This is a genomic window from Thermoactinomyces daqus, assembly GCF_000763315.1.
In the GTDB taxonomy this organism is placed as follows: domain Bacteria; phylum Bacillota; class Bacilli; order Thermoactinomycetales; family Thermoactinomycetaceae; genus Thermoactinomyces_A; species Thermoactinomyces_A daqus.
Genome location: NZ_JPST01000006.1, coordinates 65,261 through 85,419 on the forward strand (window position 1 = coordinate 65,261; position 20,159 = coordinate 85,419).

Consider the following 20,159-nt stretch of genomic DNA (forward strand, 5'->3'; position numbering starts at 1 on the left):
ATGCGGGGATGAGAGCCCCGACATAAACATTGACTGAAAAATGCGTCCGATTGGGCGCATTTTTGTTGGAGGGAGATCGAGTGAAACCATTGCATGGTGAAATCGCCTGGATCACAGGGGGGAGCGGCGGAATCGGAAAAGCGGCGGCAGTCGAATTGGCCGCAGCCGGAGCAGATGTGATAATTGGGTATCATTCAGCGGAAACGGTCGCCAGGCAGACAGAGCAGATTTGTCGCCGGTTCGGAGTGCGGGCGCTGGCTGTGCCGGTCGATGTGAGAAACAGGGAGTCCGTATCTGCGGCTTACCGGGAAATCACCCATCATTTTGGCAATCCGACGATTTTAATCCATGCTGCGGGAAACAGCGTGGCGGGGTTGATTCAAGACATGACGGAAAAGGATTACGACCAGGTGATGGATACACATGTACGCGGCGCATTTTCCTTGGTTCAAGCCGTTCTCCCGGCCATGATTCAACAGCAAAAAGGGCGGATTGTGCTGGTTTCTTCCATTTGGGGGCAAACAGGTGGGGCGTGTGAAGTGCTTTATTCGGCGGCAAAAGGGGCACAGATCAGCATGGCCAAAGCGCTGGCGAAAGAGTTGGCCCCTTCCGGAATTACAGTAAATGCAATCGCCCCGGGAGCAATACAGACCGCGATGTTGGAGAGGCAGCTGACCAGGGAAGAACGAAGCAGCCTTGCGGAAGAGATACCGGCTGGGAGGCTGGGGCTGCCGGAAGAGGTGGCCTCCTTGATCCGTTATGTTTGTTTGCCGGAGGCGGCCTACGTCACAGGTCAAGTTCTGGCGGTCAACGGTGGCTGGTATACCTGAAATGAACTTCCAATACATAAAATAAGGGAAATAAACTCATATTACCTCCTAGGAACGTTGAACAGCATCTAAGGAGGAAATGCAAAATGTCTGTGTTGGATAATTTTCAGGAGTGGAAAAACTTTCTTGCCGAGCGCGTGGACCAAGCGAAAGGAATGGGCATGAATGCCAACACCATCTCTGACCTGGCCTATCAGCTCGGTGATTACCTGGCCAAGGATATTGATCCGCAAAATGACCAGGAACGCTTGTTAAAAGACCTCTGGAGCGTCGCGGACGAAAATGAACAGCGCGTGATGGCAGGTTTGATGGTGAAATTAGTTGACGATGGAAAAAAATAACGGTATGTAGTTCGCGAATTAAAACACCCGATATTTTTGGGTGTTTTAATTTGTTCTTAAATTGTTTTATTTGATTTGCATCTTTCTCCCGACTTTGCTGATGTGCTATACTAAAAAACATAATAAACCCCTATATATCGGGTAAAGGGTGTGGTTATGTGAAAAACCACGAGTGGTATCTGGAGTATGAAATTCACAAAAATCGTCCGGGTTTACTTGGTGATATCGCCTCATTACTGGGGATACTTTCCATTAATATATTGACAATTAATGGTGTTGAAAATAACCGTCGCGGAATGCTGCTGAAGACGGAAGATCATCAAAAAATTGATGCACTGGCTCAAATATTGAAACGCGTTGACAATATCACCATCACTGCTCTGAGACCACCGAAATTAATGGACCGGATGGCGGTACGACATGGACGTTACCTCGATCGCTGTCTGGAAGACAAGCGTACATACCGCTTTACAAGAGAAGAATTGGGGTTATTGGTCGATTTTATGGCTGAATTATTCAAAAAAGAAGGACATCAGTTGATCGGTGTCCGGGGAATGCCTCGCGTCGGAAAAACGGAATCGGTCGTGGCCGCCAGTGTTTGTGCGAATAAACGCTGGACGTTTGTTTCATCCACGTTGTTAAAACAGACGATTCGCAGCCAATTGGCACAGGATGAGTTATCGGAGCAGCATGTTTACATTATCGACGGGATTGTTTCCACGTTGCGGGCGACTGAGCGGCACGACATGCTGGTGCGGGAAATCCTGCGCATGCCGGCGACCAAAGTGATCGAACATCCTGATGTGTTTGTGAAAGAGACAGAATATACAATGGATGATTTCGATTATATTATCGAGCTCAGGAATTTTCCTGATGAGGAAATCACATACGATATGCTGGAAACCGGCTTTAACGAGTTTTGAGTTTTTTGCAGTTTTTTAGTTTTTTGCTTGGGAGGGGATAGGGAAATGGCGGGGATCGGAGTTTATTTAAGACGTGTGAGAGAACAAAACGGGTATACGCTTGAACAAATGAAGCAGGTGACCAATATTCACCTGGAATACCTGCAAGCGATCGAAAATGAACAATTTGAACTTCTGCCCAGTCCGTTTTATGCCAAAGCTTTTTTGCGGACATATGCCAAGAGTTTGGGTGTGGACGCGCGGCCTTTGTTGGAAAGGTTTGAGCGGCAGGTGCAATCGCCTGGGATTTCGGAAACAGCCAGATCTGCCGGACCATCTCAGCATTTGACTCCCGGTGTTTCGGATTATTTGCCCGAGCCTTCATTTAACGGTCAAACCGGAAGAGTCGCCTTGCCAGCCGAACAGCAGCTGAGATTGCCGCAGCCGGTGACGAACAGGGCATCCTCCGGATTGCAAGGAGAAGGAGGAGCGAACTATCCGGTGCCCCAAAATTTGTCGCTGCTGCCGTTTCAGGCGAAAGCGGTTGAGCAAACGACGTTTGTTCCGCGACGCATTGCTTTGGAAAGCAAACAAAAAAGCAAAGAAGCATTGAAAAATGGAAAAAAATCATCTAAGCTTACTGTGGCGGTGGCAATTGGTGCGCTTCTTTTGATCGGGGCGGGAGCGTACTACTACTGGGGAAACAGCCATCCATCCTCGCACGCCGGTTATACTTCACCCAGAACGCAGCAAAGTCAACCGGCCCCAATTGGGAATGCCAATGCTTTGGCTGCGAACAACCCGATCCTGCAAGAAGGAGAAATATCGGATAACCCGTATGAAGGACAATTATACACGATTTCGAATGTGGACAAGCTGGAAGTCGTTTTGAAAGGGGAAAACGGTGAATCGCGGGTTATTTACGCTCCTTCCTACAATGACAGACCGGAAGAATTCACATTGAAAGTCGGACAAGAAGTGGTGTTGGATACAAAGGGGAAAGATGAAATTTGGTTTCGCCTCGGCACCCCTTCCAATGTGCAAATTTCGGTAAATGGTCAAGAAATTAATACAGATGCACAGGATACAGTCAAAAGCTATCGTGTTAAAATCAGCAAGTAAACGGCGTTTTTGTGTTGGATGAGGAGGGTTTTGGTTGTCCGTTGAGATTGGAAAGAGGTTGAGATATGCACGCGAATCGTTGAGGCTTACCTTGGACGATATTGAAGCGCGCACTCGAATCCAAAAAAAGTATTTAGCCGCGATCGAGACCGGGCGATTTGATCTTTTGCCGGGGCAGATCTATGTTCGTTCATATGTTCGCAGTTATGCGATCGCGGTGGGAGAAAATCCCGGAGCCTTGCTTGCTTTACTCCAGAATCAGGCGAACCGGAACGCCCTGACTGCAAACAATGCCAGCCGCAGTCGCCTTTCTCTTCCCTCCGCCGGGCCGACAGGGTACGGGAACGATGAGCCGGAGATGACTTACGCGCCCCAAGAGGAAAGGGGGTTATCCGGAAGCCGTGTCCGTGAGACGGAGGAGCGTGCCTATCGTTCGCGGTCAGAGCGATTCAGACAGACGAATGCCTATCGGGCGGCGGAAGAATACGAAACCGGCATGACGGAGCCGGATGAAACAGCTGACCTTGGCCCGAAAAGGAGGAGTCCTTCTTCGAGAAAGTCTGCTCTTCCGGATTCCGGGGAACTTGGTATTCCTGCCAAAAATGACCCGCCTGTACTTACCCGCCGCAGTTCACGGAGTGAGCATAGAAATTCGGATAAGAAAAAAGGATTCACCTTTGGGAAGCTTTACACCATTCTGCTGATCATCGGGGCGATCCTGCTCGTGATTGCCGCCGTAGCATTCATGTGGTTTCGCATGGAAAATGCTTCTGATGCCAAGCCTGACATGGAAACGGTGCAAGCGAAAATCGAGGGGAAACATGAGGCCGGGGATCGTCAACCGATTTTGTCGCCTCTCAATTCCTCCACATATGGCACCGATCGTTATGAACTTGTAAATGCCGACAAGCTCCAATTAAAGATCAAATGGTTAAAAGGGAGCGGAAGCGGCTATGAGGTCAGACAACAGGAGATAGGCTCACCGGTTGCTGCGGGAGAGGTAAACCCTGACAGACCGGATTTTTCCCAGTCTTTTTCGACTGGGATTTGGCTGAAATTATTTAAACCTAATAATATTTCTGTTACCATTAACAATTTCCCTGTAAAAACCGATGTTTACACTGATGAAAAGGATATTTATATTTCTTTTGTTCAGTAAAGCTCTCTTTTTGGAGAGCTTTTTTTGACACAGAAGAATCAGCGTGGTATGCTTGAATCGAATTGTGTTTATAGAAGTGCGCCGTCGAAATAGTTCGTGTTTTTATGCTGAGTTGCGAGAGAATGCTGGATTGGTTCTTGCTTTTGTCAAGGTACCTCTGTTAGTCTGAAAAATATGGATTCCCCATAATATCATAAATTGTTGCGAAGACGGTGCATGTTTTTTTGCTGGTAAATCATGTGAGAAAAAAGGATTATGCCAGCCAATTGTAAAAAAACGAATAGCAAATAAATGGAGATTTACAATTTTATAAGGTTGCCGAACCAACAGCCAGGTGCAAAAAAGCGATGGTTCAACAACCTTTCAGGAGGTGGCTGGGGTGTCTGTCGAAATTGGTTCGTATCTTCGACAAGCCCGAGAAGCGATTGGACTGTCCCTCGACCAACTACAAGAAAAAACGAAAATTCAAAAATCATTTCTGATTGCGATTGAGAATGGAGAGTTTGATAAATTACCGAGTCCATTTTACGTTCGAACCTATCTTCGCTCTTATGCCAACTGCGTCAAAGTAGAGCCACATCATATCTTGCGCCATTACCGGAAAATAGAACAGGCAGAGCGTTTTACCGGTGTACATAAGGCAGTAACTGAAAAGGATTTGTCCCAGACACAAACCTTTCCGTTTCCCCCGCTCGGGCAAACGGGGAAAATACCGGTTGTGTCAGGCGGGACAGGCCCTCAAGGCGTTGTGTCTCAAGAGACGATGCTTCGCAAACCTTTAAACCAAAAATCCGGGCAGCGGATCGATACAAAGACGGCATTGACGGCTCCGAAAACGGATAATGACAGTGCGCGGCGCAATCGGGAACTGGCGAGGCGCGATGTTGGATATATGCGTTCCAATACCACCATGATGCGGGCGGTCTTGCCCAACCAGCAACAGCAGTCTGATACAAGACCGAATCAAACGGCCGCGGCAGCTCAACAATCAAATCAGGAACAGCTGAATAAAGAAATGCCTTTTCCTGTACCCGCAAAGCGAACACGGGAATTGCCGGTACAATCGAATATCCCGAAACGGGGAATCACCGGACCGCAACCCACAGGGCGTACCGGTTCGGGACCGTTATCCCGGGTTTCAAAAACGAAAACGGGCTTGACCTCCGTGTCCCTTCCACCTGTTCCGGCAAAAGAAATCAGTGCCAGTATGGAAGCGGCACCCGAACAACAAGCGACACAGTTGCAACGTTTAAGCAGAAGCGCCGTCAAAAATCGAAAATCGGCGAAGAAATTTGCTTTTAATTGGCCGATCAAGCGCTCGGTGGCCATTGCGATCGCCGGATTAGTGCTGTGCATTCCGGTGGCATGGGCCGTTGTTTCCTATATGAATAATGGGAATGAAGCGCCGGATGAATCGGCGCCAAAGACTCAAACCGTATCATCAAATCAGGGAACCCTGCCGGCAAATCCTGAACCAATGGCATCTCCGACAGGGAAATTGATGTTGATGCAACAAGGAAACAATGTGAATAACTATCGCTGGAGCGGCGAAGAAAAAGTGAATCTCGTGATCAAAGCCGTTTCGGGGAAATGCTTGATCCAGTTGACAGACAATCTGCCAAGCGCGACCGGCAGTGTGAATAAATTTGCCGACGTGACGATCAAGCAAGGGGAGTCCTGGACGTATAACTACGATTTCAGCCACGGGCCGGATTTGTATATCGGCTTGAAACCGTCAGATGGTGTAGTTGTGACCGTAAATGGAAAAGCGGTCAATTCGTCAAGATATGTTCACATTAAATATGTGCAATAACCATTATCCTCTTGAGAAAGCAAGCCCTGTTTCGTTTAGGGCTTGCTTTTTTGACGGATCTTTTGTTTGTGGGCTATACTGAAGAAGTTGGGCCACTGAACACAATCACGGGAGGTACATGATTGCGATGGCCAATCCCTTTGAACAATTAAAAGAAACAAGAGAACAGCTAGAGATGAGTGTCTCGGAAGCGGCCGACCGGGCCGGTCTGGAGCCTGATTACATCGAAGCCTTAGAAAGGGCGGACTTTTCAGCTTTGCCTGACCCTTTGTATGTCAGAGGATTTATCCGATCCTACGCCAAAGTGCTGGGAATCGACCCTAATCCCCTTTTACGCTACTATCGGACGACAGTGGTCGAGGATGCGGCGGTGAATGAGTCTTTGCCGGTGCCAGCTTCTGAGGAGGAAAACGCTTCTCTTTCCAGAGCGAAAAGCAGAAAAGTCAAACGCCGAAAAAAAGCGGATTGGGAACGGGTCAAAATTGTTTTGCTGAACGAAATTGAAGTATTGAATAAAAAATTGAAATGGATCTTAATCAGTTCGATTGCCGTCTTGCTCGTGGCGGCCGGCGTGATCGTTTGGTTGATTTTCGGAATGAATAAGCCGCAGGTGAACGCTGTGAAAAGCATAACCCCTGCTCAATCCTCCGAGGAAAGCGATGGCACGGTCGCTCCCGTTTCCGCGAAAAGGCCGGTAGTGACTATTTTGGAGTCGGCGGAAACTGGATCAAAATACGGTGACGTATACGGAATTTCCAATGCCGATCAGGTTGAATTAACCATTGCTGCCCAAGAGCCGACGGATATTCGAGCCCGATCCGGCGGACCGAACGGAGATTTGATCGCCGACAAAGAATTGGCTGCCGGACAAACGGTGACGTTTACAGACAAGGAATGGATATCGCTCAGGATTGATCATCCGGACCGGGTCCAGCTCCATGCCAATGGCGTCTTGATCGATACTTCGGCTCAAAAGGCAGTCTCTTTGTTCCAATTTAAACGGGTTGAGTCTGACGGCCAACAGTCTCAAAATGAATAAAAAAGGAGAAAATGGAACAGAGAGGAAATGATCACCTCTCTGTTCTTTTTTGACATGCGAGAAGTGCATGGTTTATACTTACGGAAGAATTAGACTGGGTCTTTCCTGCCTTGGAGGAAGTACGTTGACAAAAAATAAGCAAATGAGTTCTAACCAAAACAGCTTAAATCTTGTAAGATGGTCTTACGAGCCAACAAGTATGGTTCACTTCCAAATGATCATGGCAGGGGAAGAAACTGCCAAGGAGAAATCAGTTCATGCCAGGAGGGTTGGTTGTAGTGAACCTGGCCAACAAAATTACATTAGCCCGCATTTTCCTCGTGCCGGTTGTGATGATTTTTTTGCTCGTGCGGTTTGATATCGGGCAAATTCAAATGGGTTCAGTCGTTCTAAAAATGAATGAAATGATTGCGACACTGATCTTCATATTGGCGGCGGTCACCGATGGACTGGATGGTTACATCGCCCGAAAAAACAAAATGGTGACCAATTTGGGGAAGTTTTTGGATCCGCTGGCGGATAAATTGTTGATTACGGCGGCACTCGTTTCCTTGGTCGAGATGCAGCGCCTGGATGCTTGGATTGCCATCGTCATTATCGGCCGTGAATTCGCCGTAACAGCTCTTCGGTTGATCGCAGCGGCTGAAGGATATATCATTGCGGCCAGCCCGCTTGGCAAGCTGAAAACGATCATTCAAATCGTGGCCATTGTTTCCTTGATGTTGAATAACGTTCCTTTTTCAACGATTTCATTTCCGTTTTCACTCGTGGCTACCTGGCTGGCAGTGCTGATTACGATTATTTCCGGGCTTGATTACTTCTATAAAAATAGAAAAATTGTTACCCTTACTAAGACACAGTAAAGGGACGGTTTACAGGGAAAGGATCGATTTGATGCAAGCGGAGATTATTACGGTTGGAACAGAGCTTCTTCTCGGCGAAACAGTCGATTTACACTCCTCGTTTTTATCCCGCGAATGCGTGTCGCTTGGAATCGAGGTGATCTTGCATACGTCAGTCGGTGATGATGCGAATAGGCTTCTGGAGGTTCTCCGTTCCGCTCATGCCCGTTCCAAGCTTGTCTTTCTCTGCGGCGGACTCGGGCCGACAATGGATGATTTGACCAAAGAGACGCTGGCAGAGTTCATCGGGGTCAACCTGGTGCAGGACCCTGAAGTAACCGGGCGGTTAGAGCGTTATTTCTCGAACCGGGGCCGGTCGATGCCCGCAAACAATTATAAACAAACGTTTGTTTTTCCGGGTGGAACCGTCTTTCAAAATGATCATGGCACCGCTCCAGGGCTGGCTGTTTCCCATCACGATGTTACCTATGTTTTGCTTCCTGGCCCTCCAAATGAACTCATCCCCATGTTTGAAAAGAGCGTGCGCCCCTTCTTGCTTCAGCAATTTTATGGAAAACAGGCGATTGTTTCGCAACCTCTCTCGTTTTTCGGCATCGGTGAATCCTTATTGGAAGAAAAAATAAAGGATTTGATCCAGCAATACGGAAATCCGGTCATAGCCACTTACGCCAAAGAGGCCGGAGTTGTGTTGAGGTTAACGAGCAAGGCAAAGGATGAACGATCAGCCAGGGCGTTGATTGAGCCGGTAAAAAAAGAAATTTTGGCGAGAGTCGGCGATTTTTGCTTCAGCGAGGAAGACCGGTCGCTTGAGGAAGTTCTGGTTTCCTCTCTCGCTGCGCAAGGCAGGACGGTTTCCGTGGCGGAAAGCTGCACAGGCGGATTGCTTTCTGAACTGCTCACCTCTGTTCCCGGCAGCAGCGAGGTGTTCCGCGGCGGTTTTGTCTCCTATTCTGCCGAAAGTAAAAACCAGATTGTGCAAGTCCCGGCGGATGTGTTGGAAAAGCACGGGACGGTCAGTTTTCAGGTCGCCGAAATTCTGGCGGAAAATACCCGCCGGCAGTTCGGAACCGATTTTGCGTTATCGATTACCGGTGTAGCCGGTCCGGCCTCAGTTGAAAACAAACCGGTGGGCCTCGTTTATATTGGATTGAAGGAGGCAGGATCGCCTGCCCGCGTGTACTGTTACAGGCTTCGGGGTACGCGCCGGCGCATTCGGCTGTTGGCTGCCAAACATGCCTGCTTCATCCTTCAGCAACGTTTAAAGAAAGGTGAAACAACAAGATGAATCGTTTTGATCAGTTTCAATTAAGCCAAGAAATTTTACGCGGAATCCAAGATTTGGGCTTTGAAGAGCCCTCTCCGATTCAAGCGGAGTGCATTCCCGCCGTTTTGCGGGGGGAAGATGTCATCGGTCAGGCACAAACCGGCACTGGAAAAACGGCCGCATTCGGGATTCCGGTTTTGGAGCGCATCAATCCTGCTGAACGGGTGATTCAGAGTGTGATTCTGGCTCCAACCCGTGAGTTGGCGATCCAGGTATCGGAAGAATTGAGAAGAATCGGCCGTCCCAAACGGGTGAAGACGCTGCCGATTTATGGAGGACAGTCGATCGGTCGGCAGATTAAGGCTTTGCAACAAGGAGTCCATGTGGTCATCGGTACGCCCGGGCGTTTATTGGATCATTTGCGCCGTGGCACCATCAATACGGAACAAGTGGAGATGGTTGTCCTGGACGAAGCGGATGAAATGCTCGACATGGGCTTTATCGATGATATCGAAAATGTGTTCCGCTTTTTGCCGAAAAACCGTCAGCTTCTGCTCTTCTCGGCCACAATGCCGCCGACGATCCGGCAACTGGCCAACAAATACATGCGTAAGCCGCGCTACATCACGGTCAACCGGGGTGAGGTGACGGTTCCGGTCATTAAGCAATATTATTATCGCGTTTTGGAAAATACCAAGGTTGAGGCGCTGTGCCGGATTTTGGACAGCGAAGAAGTCGACTTGTCGATCATTTTCTGCCGCACCAAAAAGGGTGTGGACGAATTGACGGAGTCGCTGCAAGCCAGAGGTTACCTCGCCGGCGGCCTGCACGGGGATTTGGCGCAACAGCAGCGGGATCGTGTGATGAATGCTTTTCGCGGCGGAGAGATCGAACTTTTGGTGGCGACTGATGTCGCGGCTCGGGGAATTGATGTGGGAAGCGTCTCCCATGTCATCAACTATGATATTCCGCAAGATGTGGAAAGTTATGTCCATCGGATCGGGCGAACCGGCCGTGCGGGGAGAAACGGGGTGGCCCTCACGCTGGTGACACCGAGGGAAATGAAGCAACTCAGAACGATTGAAGAGGAAACAGGTGCCCGGCTCAAAGCGCGCGAACTGCCGACATTGGAAGAAGTAGCCGCCAAACAGCAAGCCTCGTGGATCGCCCAAATCGAAGAGATTATCCAATCCGATGCCGATCTTACGCTGTTCGATGAATTGGTGGATCAGCTCAGCGGCAAGTTTTCGGCGGAAAAGGTGGCAGAGGCTGCATTATATTTGGCTTTCTCCGATCGTTTTGTCAAAAATATCGACACCACCTATAACTTTGGAGAAACGGGAGCTGCGCCGGGCATGGTCCGCTTTTTCATCAATGTCGGTCGCAATGCGAATCTGCGCCCGCAGGAATTGGCCAAGGCCATCTCGGAACACGCCGGGATCGCTTTGCGCCAAGTGGGCAAAATCAATATTTATGACCGTTTCTCTTTTGTCGAGGTACCGGAAGATGTCGCGCCATTTGTATACGAAGCGCTCAGACAGTCCAAAATCAATGGTGCCCGGGTGAACATGGAGCCTGCTCGCCCGCGAAAATAAAGTTTTTTAAGAGGCCAGGTATCGAAAACGGATGCCTGGCTTTTTATGGATAACCGGCGGCACTGATGAGTGCGGAGATGCCAAGGGCTCATTTTACAAGAGAATCCCGGCTGAAGACAAAATGGAGCCTCTGCAGGACGTTTCCGCCAGCAATCGCGGCTTGCGCCCGCAGCTGAACTGCATCCGAGCAGATTGCCAGGCGCCATGAGGAAACGGGGGTTGATTTGCTGCCCGGGTTAGGCCGCAATCGGAGGAAATGGGGCGGTTCGCCAATGACGCGATGCCGCGGGGAAAGGAAGCGAACCGGAAGAACGGAAAACATAAAATGGAGCCGGAGGATTTCTTCCGGCTCGTTTGTTTTTTGCGGCAACTCAATCGGGAATGCCCAGCGCGATTTTGGCATAGCGGGACATGCGGCTTTTATCCCAGGGCGGATTCCAGACGATGTCCACTTCCACCTCTTTCACGCCGTCCACCTGTTTCACTGCTTCAGTTACCTGCTCGTTGATGGTTCCTGCCAGCGGGCAACCGATTGCCGTCAGGGTCATCGTGATCTTGACATTCCCTTCATCATCAATCTCCACATTATAGACAAGACCTAAGTTAACGATGTCGATATTTAACTCAGGGTCATTTACTTCTTCCAATTTTTCCATTATCTGCTCTTTGAGAGCTTCTTTGTCCATTGGGCGCTCCTCCTTTTTCTCTTCTTCAAGTAGTAATGTACCACAATATTTCCGATCTCACACTACAGAAAACGTTTATGCCTTCCCATTGCTGGTCCGGCCTGCATCTTTCACCGAAAATCGAATAAATGTTCGTAAATGATCTTGGCAGGAGAGAAAAAACAGGGTATGATGTTGATATGTGATTAATGGGATAGAGGGGGAACATGAATGTCAGATCGTCGTCAGGCGTTGGAAATGGCATTGAGGCAGATAGAGAAGCAATTCGGCAAAGGTTCGATCATGCGGATGGGAGAAGAAGTCACCCCGCAGGTGGAAACCGTTTCTTCCGGAGCATTGGCTTTGGATATCGCGCTGGGGATCGGCGGCTTTCCGCGAGGACGCATTATTGAAGTGTACGGTCCTGAATCCTCGGGGAAAACGACGGTCGCATTGCATGCGATTGCCGAGGTGCAAAAATTGGGCGGGACGGCAGCTTTTATCGATGCCGAGCATGCGCTGGACCCGATTTATGCGCAAAAACTTGGCGTCGATATTTCCGAGCTCCTGTTGTCCCAGCCGGATACGGGAGAACAGGCGCTGGAGATCGCAGAAGCGTTGGTGCGCAGCGGAGCGGTTGACATTATCGTCATCGATTCGGTTGCGGCATTGGTTCCAAAAGCGGAGATCGAAGGGGAGATGGGCGATTCACACGTAGGGCTGCAGGCGCGTCTCATGTCCCAGGCGCTGCGGAAGTTGTCCGGAGCGATCAACAAATCGAAAACGGTCGCCATCTTTATTAACCAAATTCGCGAGAAAGTCGGCGTCATGTTTGGAAATCCGGAAACGACTCCGGGTGGGCGCGCACTGAAGTTTTATTCCAGCGTGCGTCTGGAAGTTCGCCGTCAGGAGTCGATCAAACAAGGAAATGACATGGTTGGAAACCGCACGAAGATCAAAGTGGTGAAAAACAAGGTCGCACCGCCTTTTAAACAAGCGGATGTCGATATTATGTTTGGCGAAGGCATTTCCAAAGAGGGAAGCGTGCTCGACATCGGCGCGGAACTGGATATTATCAACAAGAGCGGCGCTTGGTATTCGTTTGAAGGGGACCGTCTCGGTCAGGGGCGGGAGAACGCCAAGCAGTTCCTGAAAGAACATCCGGAACTCTGTCTGAAAATCGAAAACCGCATTCGCACCCACTTTGATTTGCCTCTGATCAAAGAGCCGGTCGCAGAAACCGAAACCAAAGAAGAGAAAAAAGGGAAAAAGGCAAAAGACAAAAGCAAACCGGAAGAATCTCTCGATTTGGCTTGATCTTTAAGCCGGAGCAGAATGGATGAAGGGAACGATGAACAGAATCACCCGTATTGAAAAACAATCGGCTCGTTCCAAACGCTACCAGATCGAAGTGGATGGGGAACCCTTTTGCTCCATCCATGAGGATGTTTTGGTTCGTTTCCGGTTACATAAAGGGATGGAAATGGATCGGCATCAGTTGGAAGAAATTCTGGCTGCGGAGGAATATAACAAGGTCAGGATGGCAGCTTTGCGCTTTCTTTCGTATAAGCCGCGAACAGCCTGTGAATTAAGGCAGCAGTTGGAACGAAAAGATTTTTCCGCAAAGATGATCTGTCAGGTGATCGCCGAGATGGAAAAATCGGGCTATCTCGACGATCGCCAATTTGCGCGGCAATGGGTGAATGAGCGGATGCATGGCAAGGGATATGGCAGCCGCAGATTGAAACAGGAATTGATGAGAAAAGGAATCGATTTATCTTTGATCGATGAAGCCCTGACAGAGGTGGACCAGGACAAAGAGCGCCAGTTGGCAATGCAGGTTGCCGAAAGGCGCTATCTTCGTATTGGCCGTGAACCCTGGCCCACCGTCGAGCGGCGCCTGGGGCAGTACCTGCTGCGTCAAGGTTATTCGATGGGAGTGGTTCGGTCGGTGCTGAACCAGTTACGCACGCGGTACGAAGAGGAAAAGGAGCATTGGTGATGCGGATTTTATATATGACGGATACCCACATTCGCGGGACTTCACCGCGCAGCCGAACCGATCAGTTTGAGCAAACCATCAGGCTTAAGCTGGAAGAGGTCATTCAAATAGCCGAACGGGAGCAAGTGGATTTCATTTTGCACGGTGGCGATGTATTTGACCGGCCCAATCTCTCGCCGGCAGTCGTTCGTGAGTTTGCCCGTCTTTTCCGGCAGTTTCCCGCCCCTGTTTATGCCATTGCCGGCAATCATGATATCTATGGGCACAATCCCGCTACCACTCCGCGGACCATGCTGGGATTGTTGGATGCCTTTGGGGTGATCCGCCTGATCAGCGGGGATGAAAAGGTGAAACTGGAAAAAGACGGACTGGTCATCCAGCTGAGCGGGCAACCTTTTCACTATGACCTGGATAAAAGGGATCCCAAAGCGGATTACCACGTGCAAAATGAAATGGAGGCGGACTACTGCATTCACATGGTTCACGGCATGTTGGTTGACCGGGCATTGCCCGACGGAGTCCCCCATACGATGATTCACGATGCTTGGTCTGATGATGTGGATATCTTATTGACGGGGCATTATCACGCAGGATTTCCCGTGCAGCACCGTGATGGCAAATATATTGTCAATCCGGGGGCCTTGGCGCGAATCAACAATCACCCGTCCGAAATCAGGCGGATGCCGCAAGTGGTTTTGCTTGAGCTCGGGCGGGACGTTGACGTGCGGTTCATTCCCCTTACCTGCGCAAAAAGGGGAGATGAGGTGCTTGACCGCTCTTATTTGGAAAAAGCGGCTTACCGTCAGGAGCAATTAACCTCTTTTGTGCAGCAGGTTCGGTCTGCGGCTGATTTTCAGGCGATCGACGTCCTGGATATCATCGATGAGATTTCCCGCATGAACGACGTGGAGGATGAAGTGAAATTTGAGGCCCAGCGGCGGATCGCCATTGAACAGGAAGCGGGAGGAGAGAGCGGCCATTGAATTGTTTTCAAAAGCTGATCATCGAGAATTTTCAGTCCCACCACTATACCGAAATCGATTTTTCGGATGGGCTGAACGTCTTTGTCGGCCCTTCGGACAGCGGAAAAAGTGCGATCTTGAGGGCGCTTCGCTGGGTATTGTTCAATATCCCTCGCGGAAGTGAATTTATCCGTACCGGAGCAAAAGAATGCCGCGTTTCCCTCATCTTTGCCGATGGAACGGAAGTGATCAGACTGCGCAGTTCGTCGGTAAATCGCTATATCCTGAGGAAACCGGACGGGACGGAGCAGATATTTGAGGGATTCGGCAACACCGTTCCCCAGGAGGTGACCGATGTCCATCGAATCCAACCGGTCAAGCTGGATCAAAAGGAGATGTTGGTTCACTTTGGAACGCAGTTGGAAAGCCCGTTTCTCCTGTTTGAATCGAGCCAGACAAAGGCGAAGACGATCGGGCGTATCAGCGGAGCCCACCTGATTGATAACGCGCTGAAAAAAACGAACGGGGACCGGTTGGCGCTGAACAGCGAGATCAGGCGACTGGAAGAAGAGCGGGAGAAGCTGGAGGAGAAGCTGAAACCTTACGGAAACCTGGATCAGTTGGAAAGCGACCTGGAGACGGCGGAAGAAGCCTTTTATCAGGCGCGCCGCAAGCAGGAACTTCTGGAAACGTTGCGCAAGCATGTGCATGCGCTGCAAACGATTGAAAGCAGCAAACAAAAAGAAAAAGAGACGATTGCGAAACTGAAAAACCTCTCTCTCGCCGAAGCTGCGGTCGCCCGCTTGGAACAAAAAATCATCCTCGCCCGGCAATGGACAAGGCAGCAGGAAAAATGGCTGCGTGTGCAGAGGGAAATAGGGGAGAACCGGCAGCTGATTCAGGCTGCGGACCGGCTTCCCCTGGCGGAGGAGGCTTTGCGATCTTCCGAAGCCAAAAAGCAGACAGGGATGAGATTGATCCAGTTAAAGAGTAAATGGGACAACCTTCGCGAGCAGCGCAGCCATTGGGAGAAGGAGCAGAAGCGTTTGGAACAGGTTCCGGAGGCCGGCCGGTCGTATGAGGCTGCCCGCGAGAAAATGAGCCGTTTGAAAACGCTGATGCAGCTTGGCGCGAAAGTGAAAAGCCTGCAAAAGGAGATCGGCTTTCTGCGGGGGAGAGTGAGTGAACAGCAACGCCGGGCCCGGGGATTGGGGACTGTGTTGCCGCCGCTTGAGTCCAAGAGTGAACTTCTCCGAAAATTGAAAACGTTCCATCGGAACCTTACTGACGTCCGGGACAGAATCTCCAGGGGCAAACAGTATATCCATGATCAGGAGCAAACCATTATCCGGCTGACAAATGAATGGGCAGAGCTTTTAAAACAGCAGGGAACCTGTCCTACTTGCGGGTCGCCGATCAGCGGTTCGATCATTGAACATATCATGAATGAATACCAAGGAGGTTATGCGCGTGCAGCAGCTGGAAGAGAAAATCAAGCAGATTCGCATGCAACTGGAGAAGGCCAAAAGTGACCTGGTAAAAGCGGAAGCGCGTCTGGAAAATCTGGAGCGGCAGGAAGAAGAGATACTGAGGGAGACCAAGGAGCTGGGAGTAGAGCCGGATCAGCTGCAGGAAGAGATTGAGCGGCTGGAAAAGGAAATCAAAGAGGATCTGGAGAAAGCATGGAGCTACCTGCCTCAGGAGTTGAATAAGTAAAATGGGTGCGGACGCTTCACTGCATCAGCTGGAGGAAGCGCTCAGGGCGGCGAGAACGGAGCTGGTCAGCCGCAAAGCGGAGCGCGATTTGCACCTGGAAAGCTTGCGGGAAACAGAAGAGCGATGGAATGTTTGCATTCGGGAACGCGACCTTCTGGACAAGGTGAGGGTTTTATTCCAACTCTCTGCGGAACATGCCCGCATGCAGGCGAAACAGCAGTTGGAAACATTGGTGACCAATGCGCTCAAATACGTGTTTGGCCCCTCATTTCGTTTTGAAATTGAATTATCCGAGCACGGAGGGAATCCTACGGCAGACTTTTATGTTGTTTCCGAATGGGAGGGCCAGACATTTAAAAACAAACCGCAGGATGCACGGGGCGGCGGTATTGTCGATGTCGTCTCTTTAGCTTTGCGCATCGCCCTGATCGAGACGGTAAAACCCCGTTTGGAAGGGCCGATTATTCTCGATGAACCCGGTAAGCATGTGAGTGAAGATTTTATCATTCCGATGATCGAATTTCTCAAATCGGTGGCGGAAACGTTTGGCCGGCAGATCATCCTGGTCACTCATAACGTTCACTTGACGGAATCGGCCGATACTGCCTATTATGTCAAACTATCAGGTGGAAAATCGGAGGTGGAAAAAAGCAAAGCAGCCAGCCTGTAAAAGCCGGTCTGTATCTTTTGCCCGGCCGGAAGCCCCTTTCGCGGGGCTCTCTTATTTTTTCAAATGGACTTGACTGCATTCAGAATTAATGAAAAAATAAAAAGAAGTCGTGAAAGCGCTGTCATTTTATCCGGTGGAACGAAGAGGCGGCTTGCCTTCTGCCTTGACAATGAGAATGTATAAATTATACAATTGTAATGTATCTTTGCCTTTTTTTAGAGGTAAGGATATCTCTTCTGGTTCCGTGTATGGTTGTTGACTAAAAGTGAAGTTTGAAAATGTTAGCTGGTTTCCCAGCCTTCACCTGGTATAGCAAAACATGACGGCGGACGAGAGAAGACCGAGTTCATCGGTCTTGTTTTGTAAATAGAGACAGAGGGGGTGAGCGAAGGACGATGGTTTTGGACGTAGCTGACGTCATTCTGCTGTTTGCCTCTCTCGGAATCGGAATCGGAATCGGTTATTGGATTCGAAAGACAGCAGCAGAAGCTCGGATCGGAAGTGCGGAAAAAGAGGCTGCTGAAATCTTGGATAAAGCGAACAAGGAAGCGGAAGCCCTCAAGAAAGAAAAGATATTTGAAGCTCGCGATGAGGCGCATCGCTTGCGAAGTGAAGCGGAAAAGGAAATTCGCGAACAACGCAATGAATTGCACCGCATTGAACGGCGGCTGAATCAGAAAGAAGAAACGCTGGAACGAAAGCAACATGTTTTGGAAAAGCGTGAAGAAGATCTGAATCAGCGCGAACGGGAAATTGAAAAGAAACAGCGACAAATCGATGAGCTATACCAGGAACAGACAAAAGAAATGGAAAGAATATCCGGTTTGACCACAGAGGAAGCGCGCCAACTGATCCTGGCCAAAGTGGAGAACGAAATGCGCCATGAAACGGCCCAGATCATCAAAGAGATGGAGCAGGAGGCGTTGGAAGAAGGAGATCGCCGCGCGCGCAAAATCCTGTCATTGGCCATTCAGCGCTGCGCTGCGGATCATGTGGCCGAAACGACCGTTTCTGTGGTCACCTTGCCAAATGATGAGATGAAAGGGCGTATTATCGGACGGGAAGGGCGGAATATCCGAACCTTGGAAACCCTGACCGGAATCGATCTCATTATTGATGATACGCCGGAAGCTGTGATTCTTTCCGGATTTGATCCGATCAGGCGGGAAGTGGCCCGGGTGGCACTGGAGAAACTGGTTGCCGACGGGCGGATTCACCCGGCGCGCATTGAAGAGATGGTGGAAAAATCGCGCCGTGACGTGGATGAGCGAATTCGTGAATACGGAGAGCAAGCCACTTTTGAAACAGGGGTTCACGGATTGCATCCTGATCTGATCAAAATTATCGGGCGCTTGAAATTTCGTACGAGCTATGGTCAAAATGTGCTTAAACATTCGATGGAAGTGGCTCATTTGGCCGGCTTGCTCGCCGCTGAACTGGGTGAAGATATTCATTTGGCGAAAAGAGCGGGCCTGTTGCACGACATCGGAAAGGCAATTGACCATGAAATTGAAGGTTCCCATGTGGATATCGGGGTGGAATTGGCGAAAAAATATAAAGAGCACCCCGTTGTAATCAACAGCATTGCATCCCATCACGGGGACTGTGAAGCGACGAGCGTTATCGCCGTACTGGTTCGGGCCGCCGATGCATTGTCTGCAGCCAGACCGGGAGCGCGCCGTGAAACGTTGGAAGCTTATATCAAGCGACTGGAAAAGCTTGAAGAGATCTGTGATTCGTTCGACGGTGTGGAAAAATCGTATGCCATTCAAGCAGGGCGTGAATGCCGCATCATTGTAAAACCGGAGGAAGTGGATGATGCCGAAGCTGCTCGTTTGGCCCGCGAGATCACGAAACAAATTGAAAATCAGTTGGATTATCCCGGCCATATTAAGGTAACGGTCATCCGGGAGACAAGATCGGTGGAGTACGCGAAATAAAGTGGCCTTTTGGCCGCTTTATTTTTTCTCAGCATCTGGTTGTGGAGGCTAAAATATTTTATGAGAATCTTAATGATCGGTGATATTGTAGGCGCATTGGGAAGACAAACCGTTGTGAATTATTTGCCAAAGCTGATTCAGATCTACGAACCGGATTTCATTGTGGCCAATGGGGAGAATGCGGCCGGCAACGGCAGAGGCATTCAGCGCCATGCGATAAGAGAATTGCTGGATGCGGGAGTCAATTGCATCACCTTGGGAAATCATACCTGGTCTCAACCGGAAATCTTCGATTTTATCGACGATGAACCGAATATCATACGTCCGGCAAACTATCCCAAAGATACTCCCGGGAAGGGGTTTTCCGTTTTTTCGACACAAGCGGGCCGCTTAACGGTGATAAATTTGATGGGAAGAGCCTATATGGGGGCGCTTGATTGCCCGTTTCGGACAGCGGATGAGATCTTGAAGCAAATTCCTTCTTCCATGGTCCTGGTCGATTTTCATGCCGAAACCACCTCTGAAAAACAGGCGCTTGCTTGGTATTTGGACGGACGAATCTCTGCGCTGATCGGTACTCATACCCATGTGCAAACGGCGGATGAACGGATTTTGCCCAAGGGCACGGGTTACCTTACGGATGTCGGGATGGTCGGGCCCGCAGACGGTGTGATCGGCATGGAAAAAAGCGCAGTGATCAAACGATTTTTAACGCAGATGCCGGTTCGCTTTGAAGTGGCCAAAGGAAAGGCAAAATTTAATGCTGTTCTGATTGATCTGGACAAACAGAGTAAAAAAGCGAAACAGATGAAGCGCATTCAGATCGATGAAGATCACCCCTTGATCGGTTGATTTTAAATAAATTTATTTGTGATTTTTTAGCTGTATCAATGTAAATTAGAAGGAATTTTTACGAAGAAGTCGAATAGGATAGAAGTAGTGGATTCACTCCAACCATCGAGGAGGTACCTTCATGGAAGTATTAAAGGTTTCAGCAAAATCTAACCCGAATTCTGTTGCTGGTGCACTCGCCGGGGTCTTGCGTGAACGTGGTCAAGCAGAGATGCAAGCAATTGGCGCAGGGGCGCTGAATCAAGCTGTTAAAGCGGTTGCGATCGCACGAGGATTTGTGGCGCCGAGCGGGATTGATCTGATTTGTATTCCTGCTTTTACGGATATTGTGATCGATGGTGAAGAGCGAACCGCGATTAAATTAATCGTGGAACCGCGCTAATTTATCTAATCGATATATTCAAAAAAACCTGTTTATTTTTAT

21 protein-coding genes are annotated in these 20,159 nt (G+C 49.6%); 19 read left to right on the forward strand and 2 right to left on the reverse strand.

Annotation, left to right across the window (positions count from 1 at the left end):
• The first annotated feature begins 80 nt into the window (after nucleotides 1-80).
• The 10 genes from ymfI to JG50_RS0103195 all read left to right on the forward strand — a co-directional run bounded on the left by ymfI (nucleotide 81) and on the right by JG50_RS0103195 (nucleotide 10,928).
• Nucleotides 81-830 (forward strand): elongation factor P 5-aminopentanone reductase, encoded by a 750-nt coding sequence (gene ymfI / locus JG50_RS0103150; RefSeq protein ID WP_033099659.1) that lies wholly within the window; start codon nucleotides 81-83, stop codon nucleotides 828-830.
• Between the two features lie 86 nt (nucleotides 831-916).
• Nucleotides 917-1,171 carry a DUF3243 domain-containing protein gene (locus tag JG50_RS0103155; RefSeq protein ID WP_033099660.1) on the forward strand — a complete coding sequence of 85 codons (255 nt, stop codon included), beginning with the start codon at nucleotides 917-919 and terminating at the stop codon, nucleotides 1,169-1,171.
• A gap of 158 nt (nucleotides 1,172-1,329) precedes the next feature.
• Nucleotides 1,330-2,094 (forward strand): DUF3388 domain-containing protein, encoded by a 765-nt coding sequence (locus JG50_RS0103160; protein ID WP_033099661.1) that lies wholly within the window; start codon nucleotides 1,330-1,332, stop codon nucleotides 2,092-2,094.
• 45 nt (nucleotides 2,095-2,139) lie between these two features.
• Complete coding sequence (locus JG50_RS0103165; RefSeq protein WP_033099662.1) at nucleotides 2,140-3,195, forward strand: helix-turn-helix domain-containing protein; 1,056 nt, start codon at nucleotides 2,140-2,142, stop codon at nucleotides 3,193-3,195.
• 34 nt (nucleotides 3,196-3,229) lie between these two features.
• A complete protein-coding gene (locus JG50_RS0103170) occupies nucleotides 3,230-4,354 on the forward strand; it encodes a helix-turn-helix domain-containing protein (RefSeq protein ID WP_033099663.1) in 1,125 nt (374 codons plus the stop codon).
• 379 nt (nucleotides 4,355-4,733) lie between these two features.
• Nucleotides 4,734-6,167: a helix-turn-helix domain-containing protein gene (locus JG50_RS0103175; protein WP_033099664.1), complete on the forward strand. Its 1,434-nt coding sequence runs from the start codon at nucleotides 4,734-4,736 to the stop codon at nucleotides 6,165-6,167.
• Between the two features lie 127 nt (nucleotides 6,168-6,294).
• Complete coding sequence (locus JG50_RS0103180) at nucleotides 6,295-7,206, forward strand: helix-turn-helix domain-containing protein (protein WP_160173794.1); 912 nt, start codon at nucleotides 6,295-6,297, stop codon at nucleotides 7,204-7,206.
• Between the two features lie 278 nt (nucleotides 7,207-7,484).
• On the forward strand, nucleotides 7,485-8,069 hold the full coding sequence (pgsA, locus tag JG50_RS0103185; protein WP_033099666.1) for a CDP-diacylglycerol--glycerol-3-phosphate 3-phosphatidyltransferase: 585 nt from the start codon (nucleotides 7,485-7,487) through the stop codon (nucleotides 8,067-8,069).
• Nucleotides 8,070-8,100: 31 nt separating this feature from the next.
• Nucleotides 8,101-9,354 carry a competence/damage-inducible protein A gene (locus tag JG50_RS0103190; RefSeq protein WP_033099667.1) on the forward strand — a complete coding sequence of 418 codons (1,254 nt, stop codon included), beginning with the start codon at nucleotides 8,101-8,103 and terminating at the stop codon, nucleotides 9,352-9,354.
• Nucleotides 9,351-10,928, forward strand: coding sequence for a DEAD/DEAH box helicase (locus JG50_RS0103195; protein WP_033099668.1), 1,578 nt, complete (start codon nucleotides 9,351-9,353; stop codon nucleotides 10,926-10,928). Before JG50_RS0103190 ends, JG50_RS0103195 begins: the two co-directional genes overlap by 4 nt.
• A gap of 88 nt (nucleotides 10,929-11,016) precedes the next feature.
• Here the strand turns inward: JG50_RS0103195 and JG50_RS20420 are convergent, their stop codons facing one another.
• Both JG50_RS20420 and JG50_RS0103205 read right to left on the reverse strand, forming a co-directional pair.
• Entirely contained in the window at nucleotides 11,017-11,331 is a 315-nt protein-coding gene (locus JG50_RS20420) for a hypothetical protein (RefSeq protein ID WP_181735402.1), read from the reverse strand.
• The gene (locus JG50_RS0103205; RefSeq protein WP_033099670.1) at nucleotides 11,300-11,614 is read right to left on the reverse strand and encodes a metal-sulfur cluster assembly factor; all 315 of its coding nucleotides are present in this window, start codon (nucleotides 11,612-11,614) and stop codon (nucleotides 11,300-11,302) included. The genes JG50_RS20420 and JG50_RS0103205 overlap by 32 nt, the downstream gene beginning before the upstream one ends.
• Nucleotides 11,615-11,824: 210 nt before the next feature.
• Here JG50_RS0103205 and recA point away from each other — a divergent pair, with 210 nt between their 5' ends.
• From recA to JG50_RS0103250, 9 genes are all read left to right on the forward strand, one after another.
• A complete protein-coding gene (gene recA / locus JG50_RS0103210) occupies nucleotides 11,825-12,910 on the forward strand; it encodes a recombinase RecA (protein WP_033099671.1) in 1,086 nt (361 codons plus the stop codon).
• A gap of 34 nt (nucleotides 12,911-12,944) precedes the next feature.
• The gene (locus JG50_RS0103215; protein WP_160173795.1) at nucleotides 12,945-13,595 is read left to right on the forward strand and encodes a RecX family transcriptional regulator; all 651 of its coding nucleotides are present in this window, start codon (nucleotides 12,945-12,947) and stop codon (nucleotides 13,593-13,595) included.
• Nucleotides 13,595-14,578, forward strand: a complete 984-nt coding sequence (locus tag JG50_RS0103220; protein ID WP_033099673.1) for a metallophosphoesterase family protein — start codon at nucleotides 13,595-13,597, stop codon at nucleotides 14,576-14,578. Before JG50_RS0103215 ends, JG50_RS0103220 begins: the two co-directional genes overlap by 1 nt.
• A complete protein-coding gene (locus JG50_RS18610; protein WP_052153950.1) occupies nucleotides 14,575-16,089 on the forward strand; it encodes an AAA family ATPase in 1,515 nt (504 codons plus the stop codon). The genes JG50_RS0103220 and JG50_RS18610 overlap by 4 nt, the downstream gene beginning before the upstream one ends.
• Nucleotides 16,028-16,273 carry a hypothetical protein gene (locus JG50_RS0103230; protein WP_152568466.1) on the forward strand — a complete coding sequence of 82 codons (246 nt, stop codon included), beginning with the start codon at nucleotides 16,028-16,030 and terminating at the stop codon, nucleotides 16,271-16,273. The genes JG50_RS18610 and JG50_RS0103230 overlap by 62 nt, the downstream gene beginning before the upstream one ends.
• A gap of 1 nt (nucleotide 16,274) precedes the next feature.
• Entirely contained in the window at nucleotides 16,275-16,943 is a 669-nt protein-coding gene (locus JG50_RS0103235) for an ATPase (protein WP_033099675.1), read from the forward strand.
• A gap of 395 nt (nucleotides 16,944-17,338) precedes the next feature.
• The gene (gene rny / locus JG50_RS0103240; protein WP_033099676.1) at nucleotides 17,339-18,883 is read left to right on the forward strand and encodes a ribonuclease Y; all 1,545 of its coding nucleotides are present in this window, start codon (nucleotides 17,339-17,341) and stop codon (nucleotides 18,881-18,883) included.
• A gap of 60 nt (nucleotides 18,884-18,943) precedes the next feature.
• A complete protein-coding gene (locus JG50_RS0103245) occupies nucleotides 18,944-19,735 on the forward strand; it encodes a TIGR00282 family metallophosphoesterase (RefSeq protein ID WP_033099677.1) in 792 nt (263 codons plus the stop codon).
• A 121-nt stretch (nucleotides 19,736-19,856) separates the two neighbouring features.
• The gene (locus tag JG50_RS0103250) at nucleotides 19,857-20,117 is read left to right on the forward strand and encodes a stage V sporulation protein S (RefSeq protein WP_022737614.1); all 261 of its coding nucleotides are present in this window, start codon (nucleotides 19,857-19,859) and stop codon (nucleotides 20,115-20,117) included.
• The last annotated feature ends 42 nt before the right edge of the window (nucleotides 20,118-20,159 follow it).

Coding starts and splice junctions, on each gene's coding strand:
- rny (WP_033099676.1), top strand. CDS start 17,339: ATGGTTTTGGACGTAGCTGACGTCATTCTGCTGTTTGCCTCTCTCGGA.
- JG50_RS0103155 (WP_033099660.1), top strand. CDS start 917: ATGTCTGTGTTGGATAATTTTCAGGAGTGGAAAAACTTTCTTGCCGAG.
- JG50_RS0103245 (WP_033099677.1), top strand. CDS start 18,944: ATGAGAATCTTAATGATCGGTGATATTGTAGGCGCATTGGGAAGACAA.
- JG50_RS0103220 (WP_033099673.1), top strand. CDS start 13,595: ATGCGGATTTTATATATGACGGATACCCACATTCGCGGGACTTCACCG.
- JG50_RS0103215 (WP_160173795.1), top strand. CDS start 12,945: ATGAACAGAATCACCCGTATTGAAAAACAATCGGCTCGTTCCAAACGC.
- JG50_RS0103165 (WP_033099662.1), top strand. CDS start 2,140: ATGGCGGGGATCGGAGTTTATTTAAGACGTGTGAGAGAACAAAACGGG.
- JG50_RS0103205 (WP_033099670.1), bottom strand. CDS start 11,614: ATGGACAAAGAAGCTCTCAAAGAGCAGATAATGGAAAAATTGGAAGAA.
- JG50_RS0103235 (WP_033099675.1), top strand. CDS start 16,275: ATGGGTGCGGACGCTTCACTGCATCAGCTGGAGGAAGCGCTCAGGGCG.
- JG50_RS20420 (WP_181735402.1), bottom strand. CDS start 11,331: ATGCCAAAATCGCGCTGGGCATTCCCGATTGAGTTGCCGCAAAAAACA.
- JG50_RS0103190 (WP_033099667.1), top strand. CDS start 8,101: ATGCAAGCGGAGATTATTACGGTTGGAACAGAGCTTCTTCTCGGCGAA.
- recA (WP_033099671.1), top strand. CDS start 11,825: ATGTCAGATCGTCGTCAGGCGTTGGAAATGGCATTGAGGCAGATAGAG.
- JG50_RS0103180 (WP_160173794.1), top strand. CDS start 6,295: ATGGCCAATCCCTTTGAACAATTAAAAGAAACAAGAGAACAGCTAGAG.
- JG50_RS0103195 (WP_033099668.1), top strand. CDS start 9,351: ATGAATCGTTTTGATCAGTTTCAATTAAGCCAAGAAATTTTACGCGGA.
- JG50_RS0103250 (WP_022737614.1), top strand. CDS start 19,857: ATGGAAGTATTAAAGGTTTCAGCAAAATCTAACCCGAATTCTGTTGCT.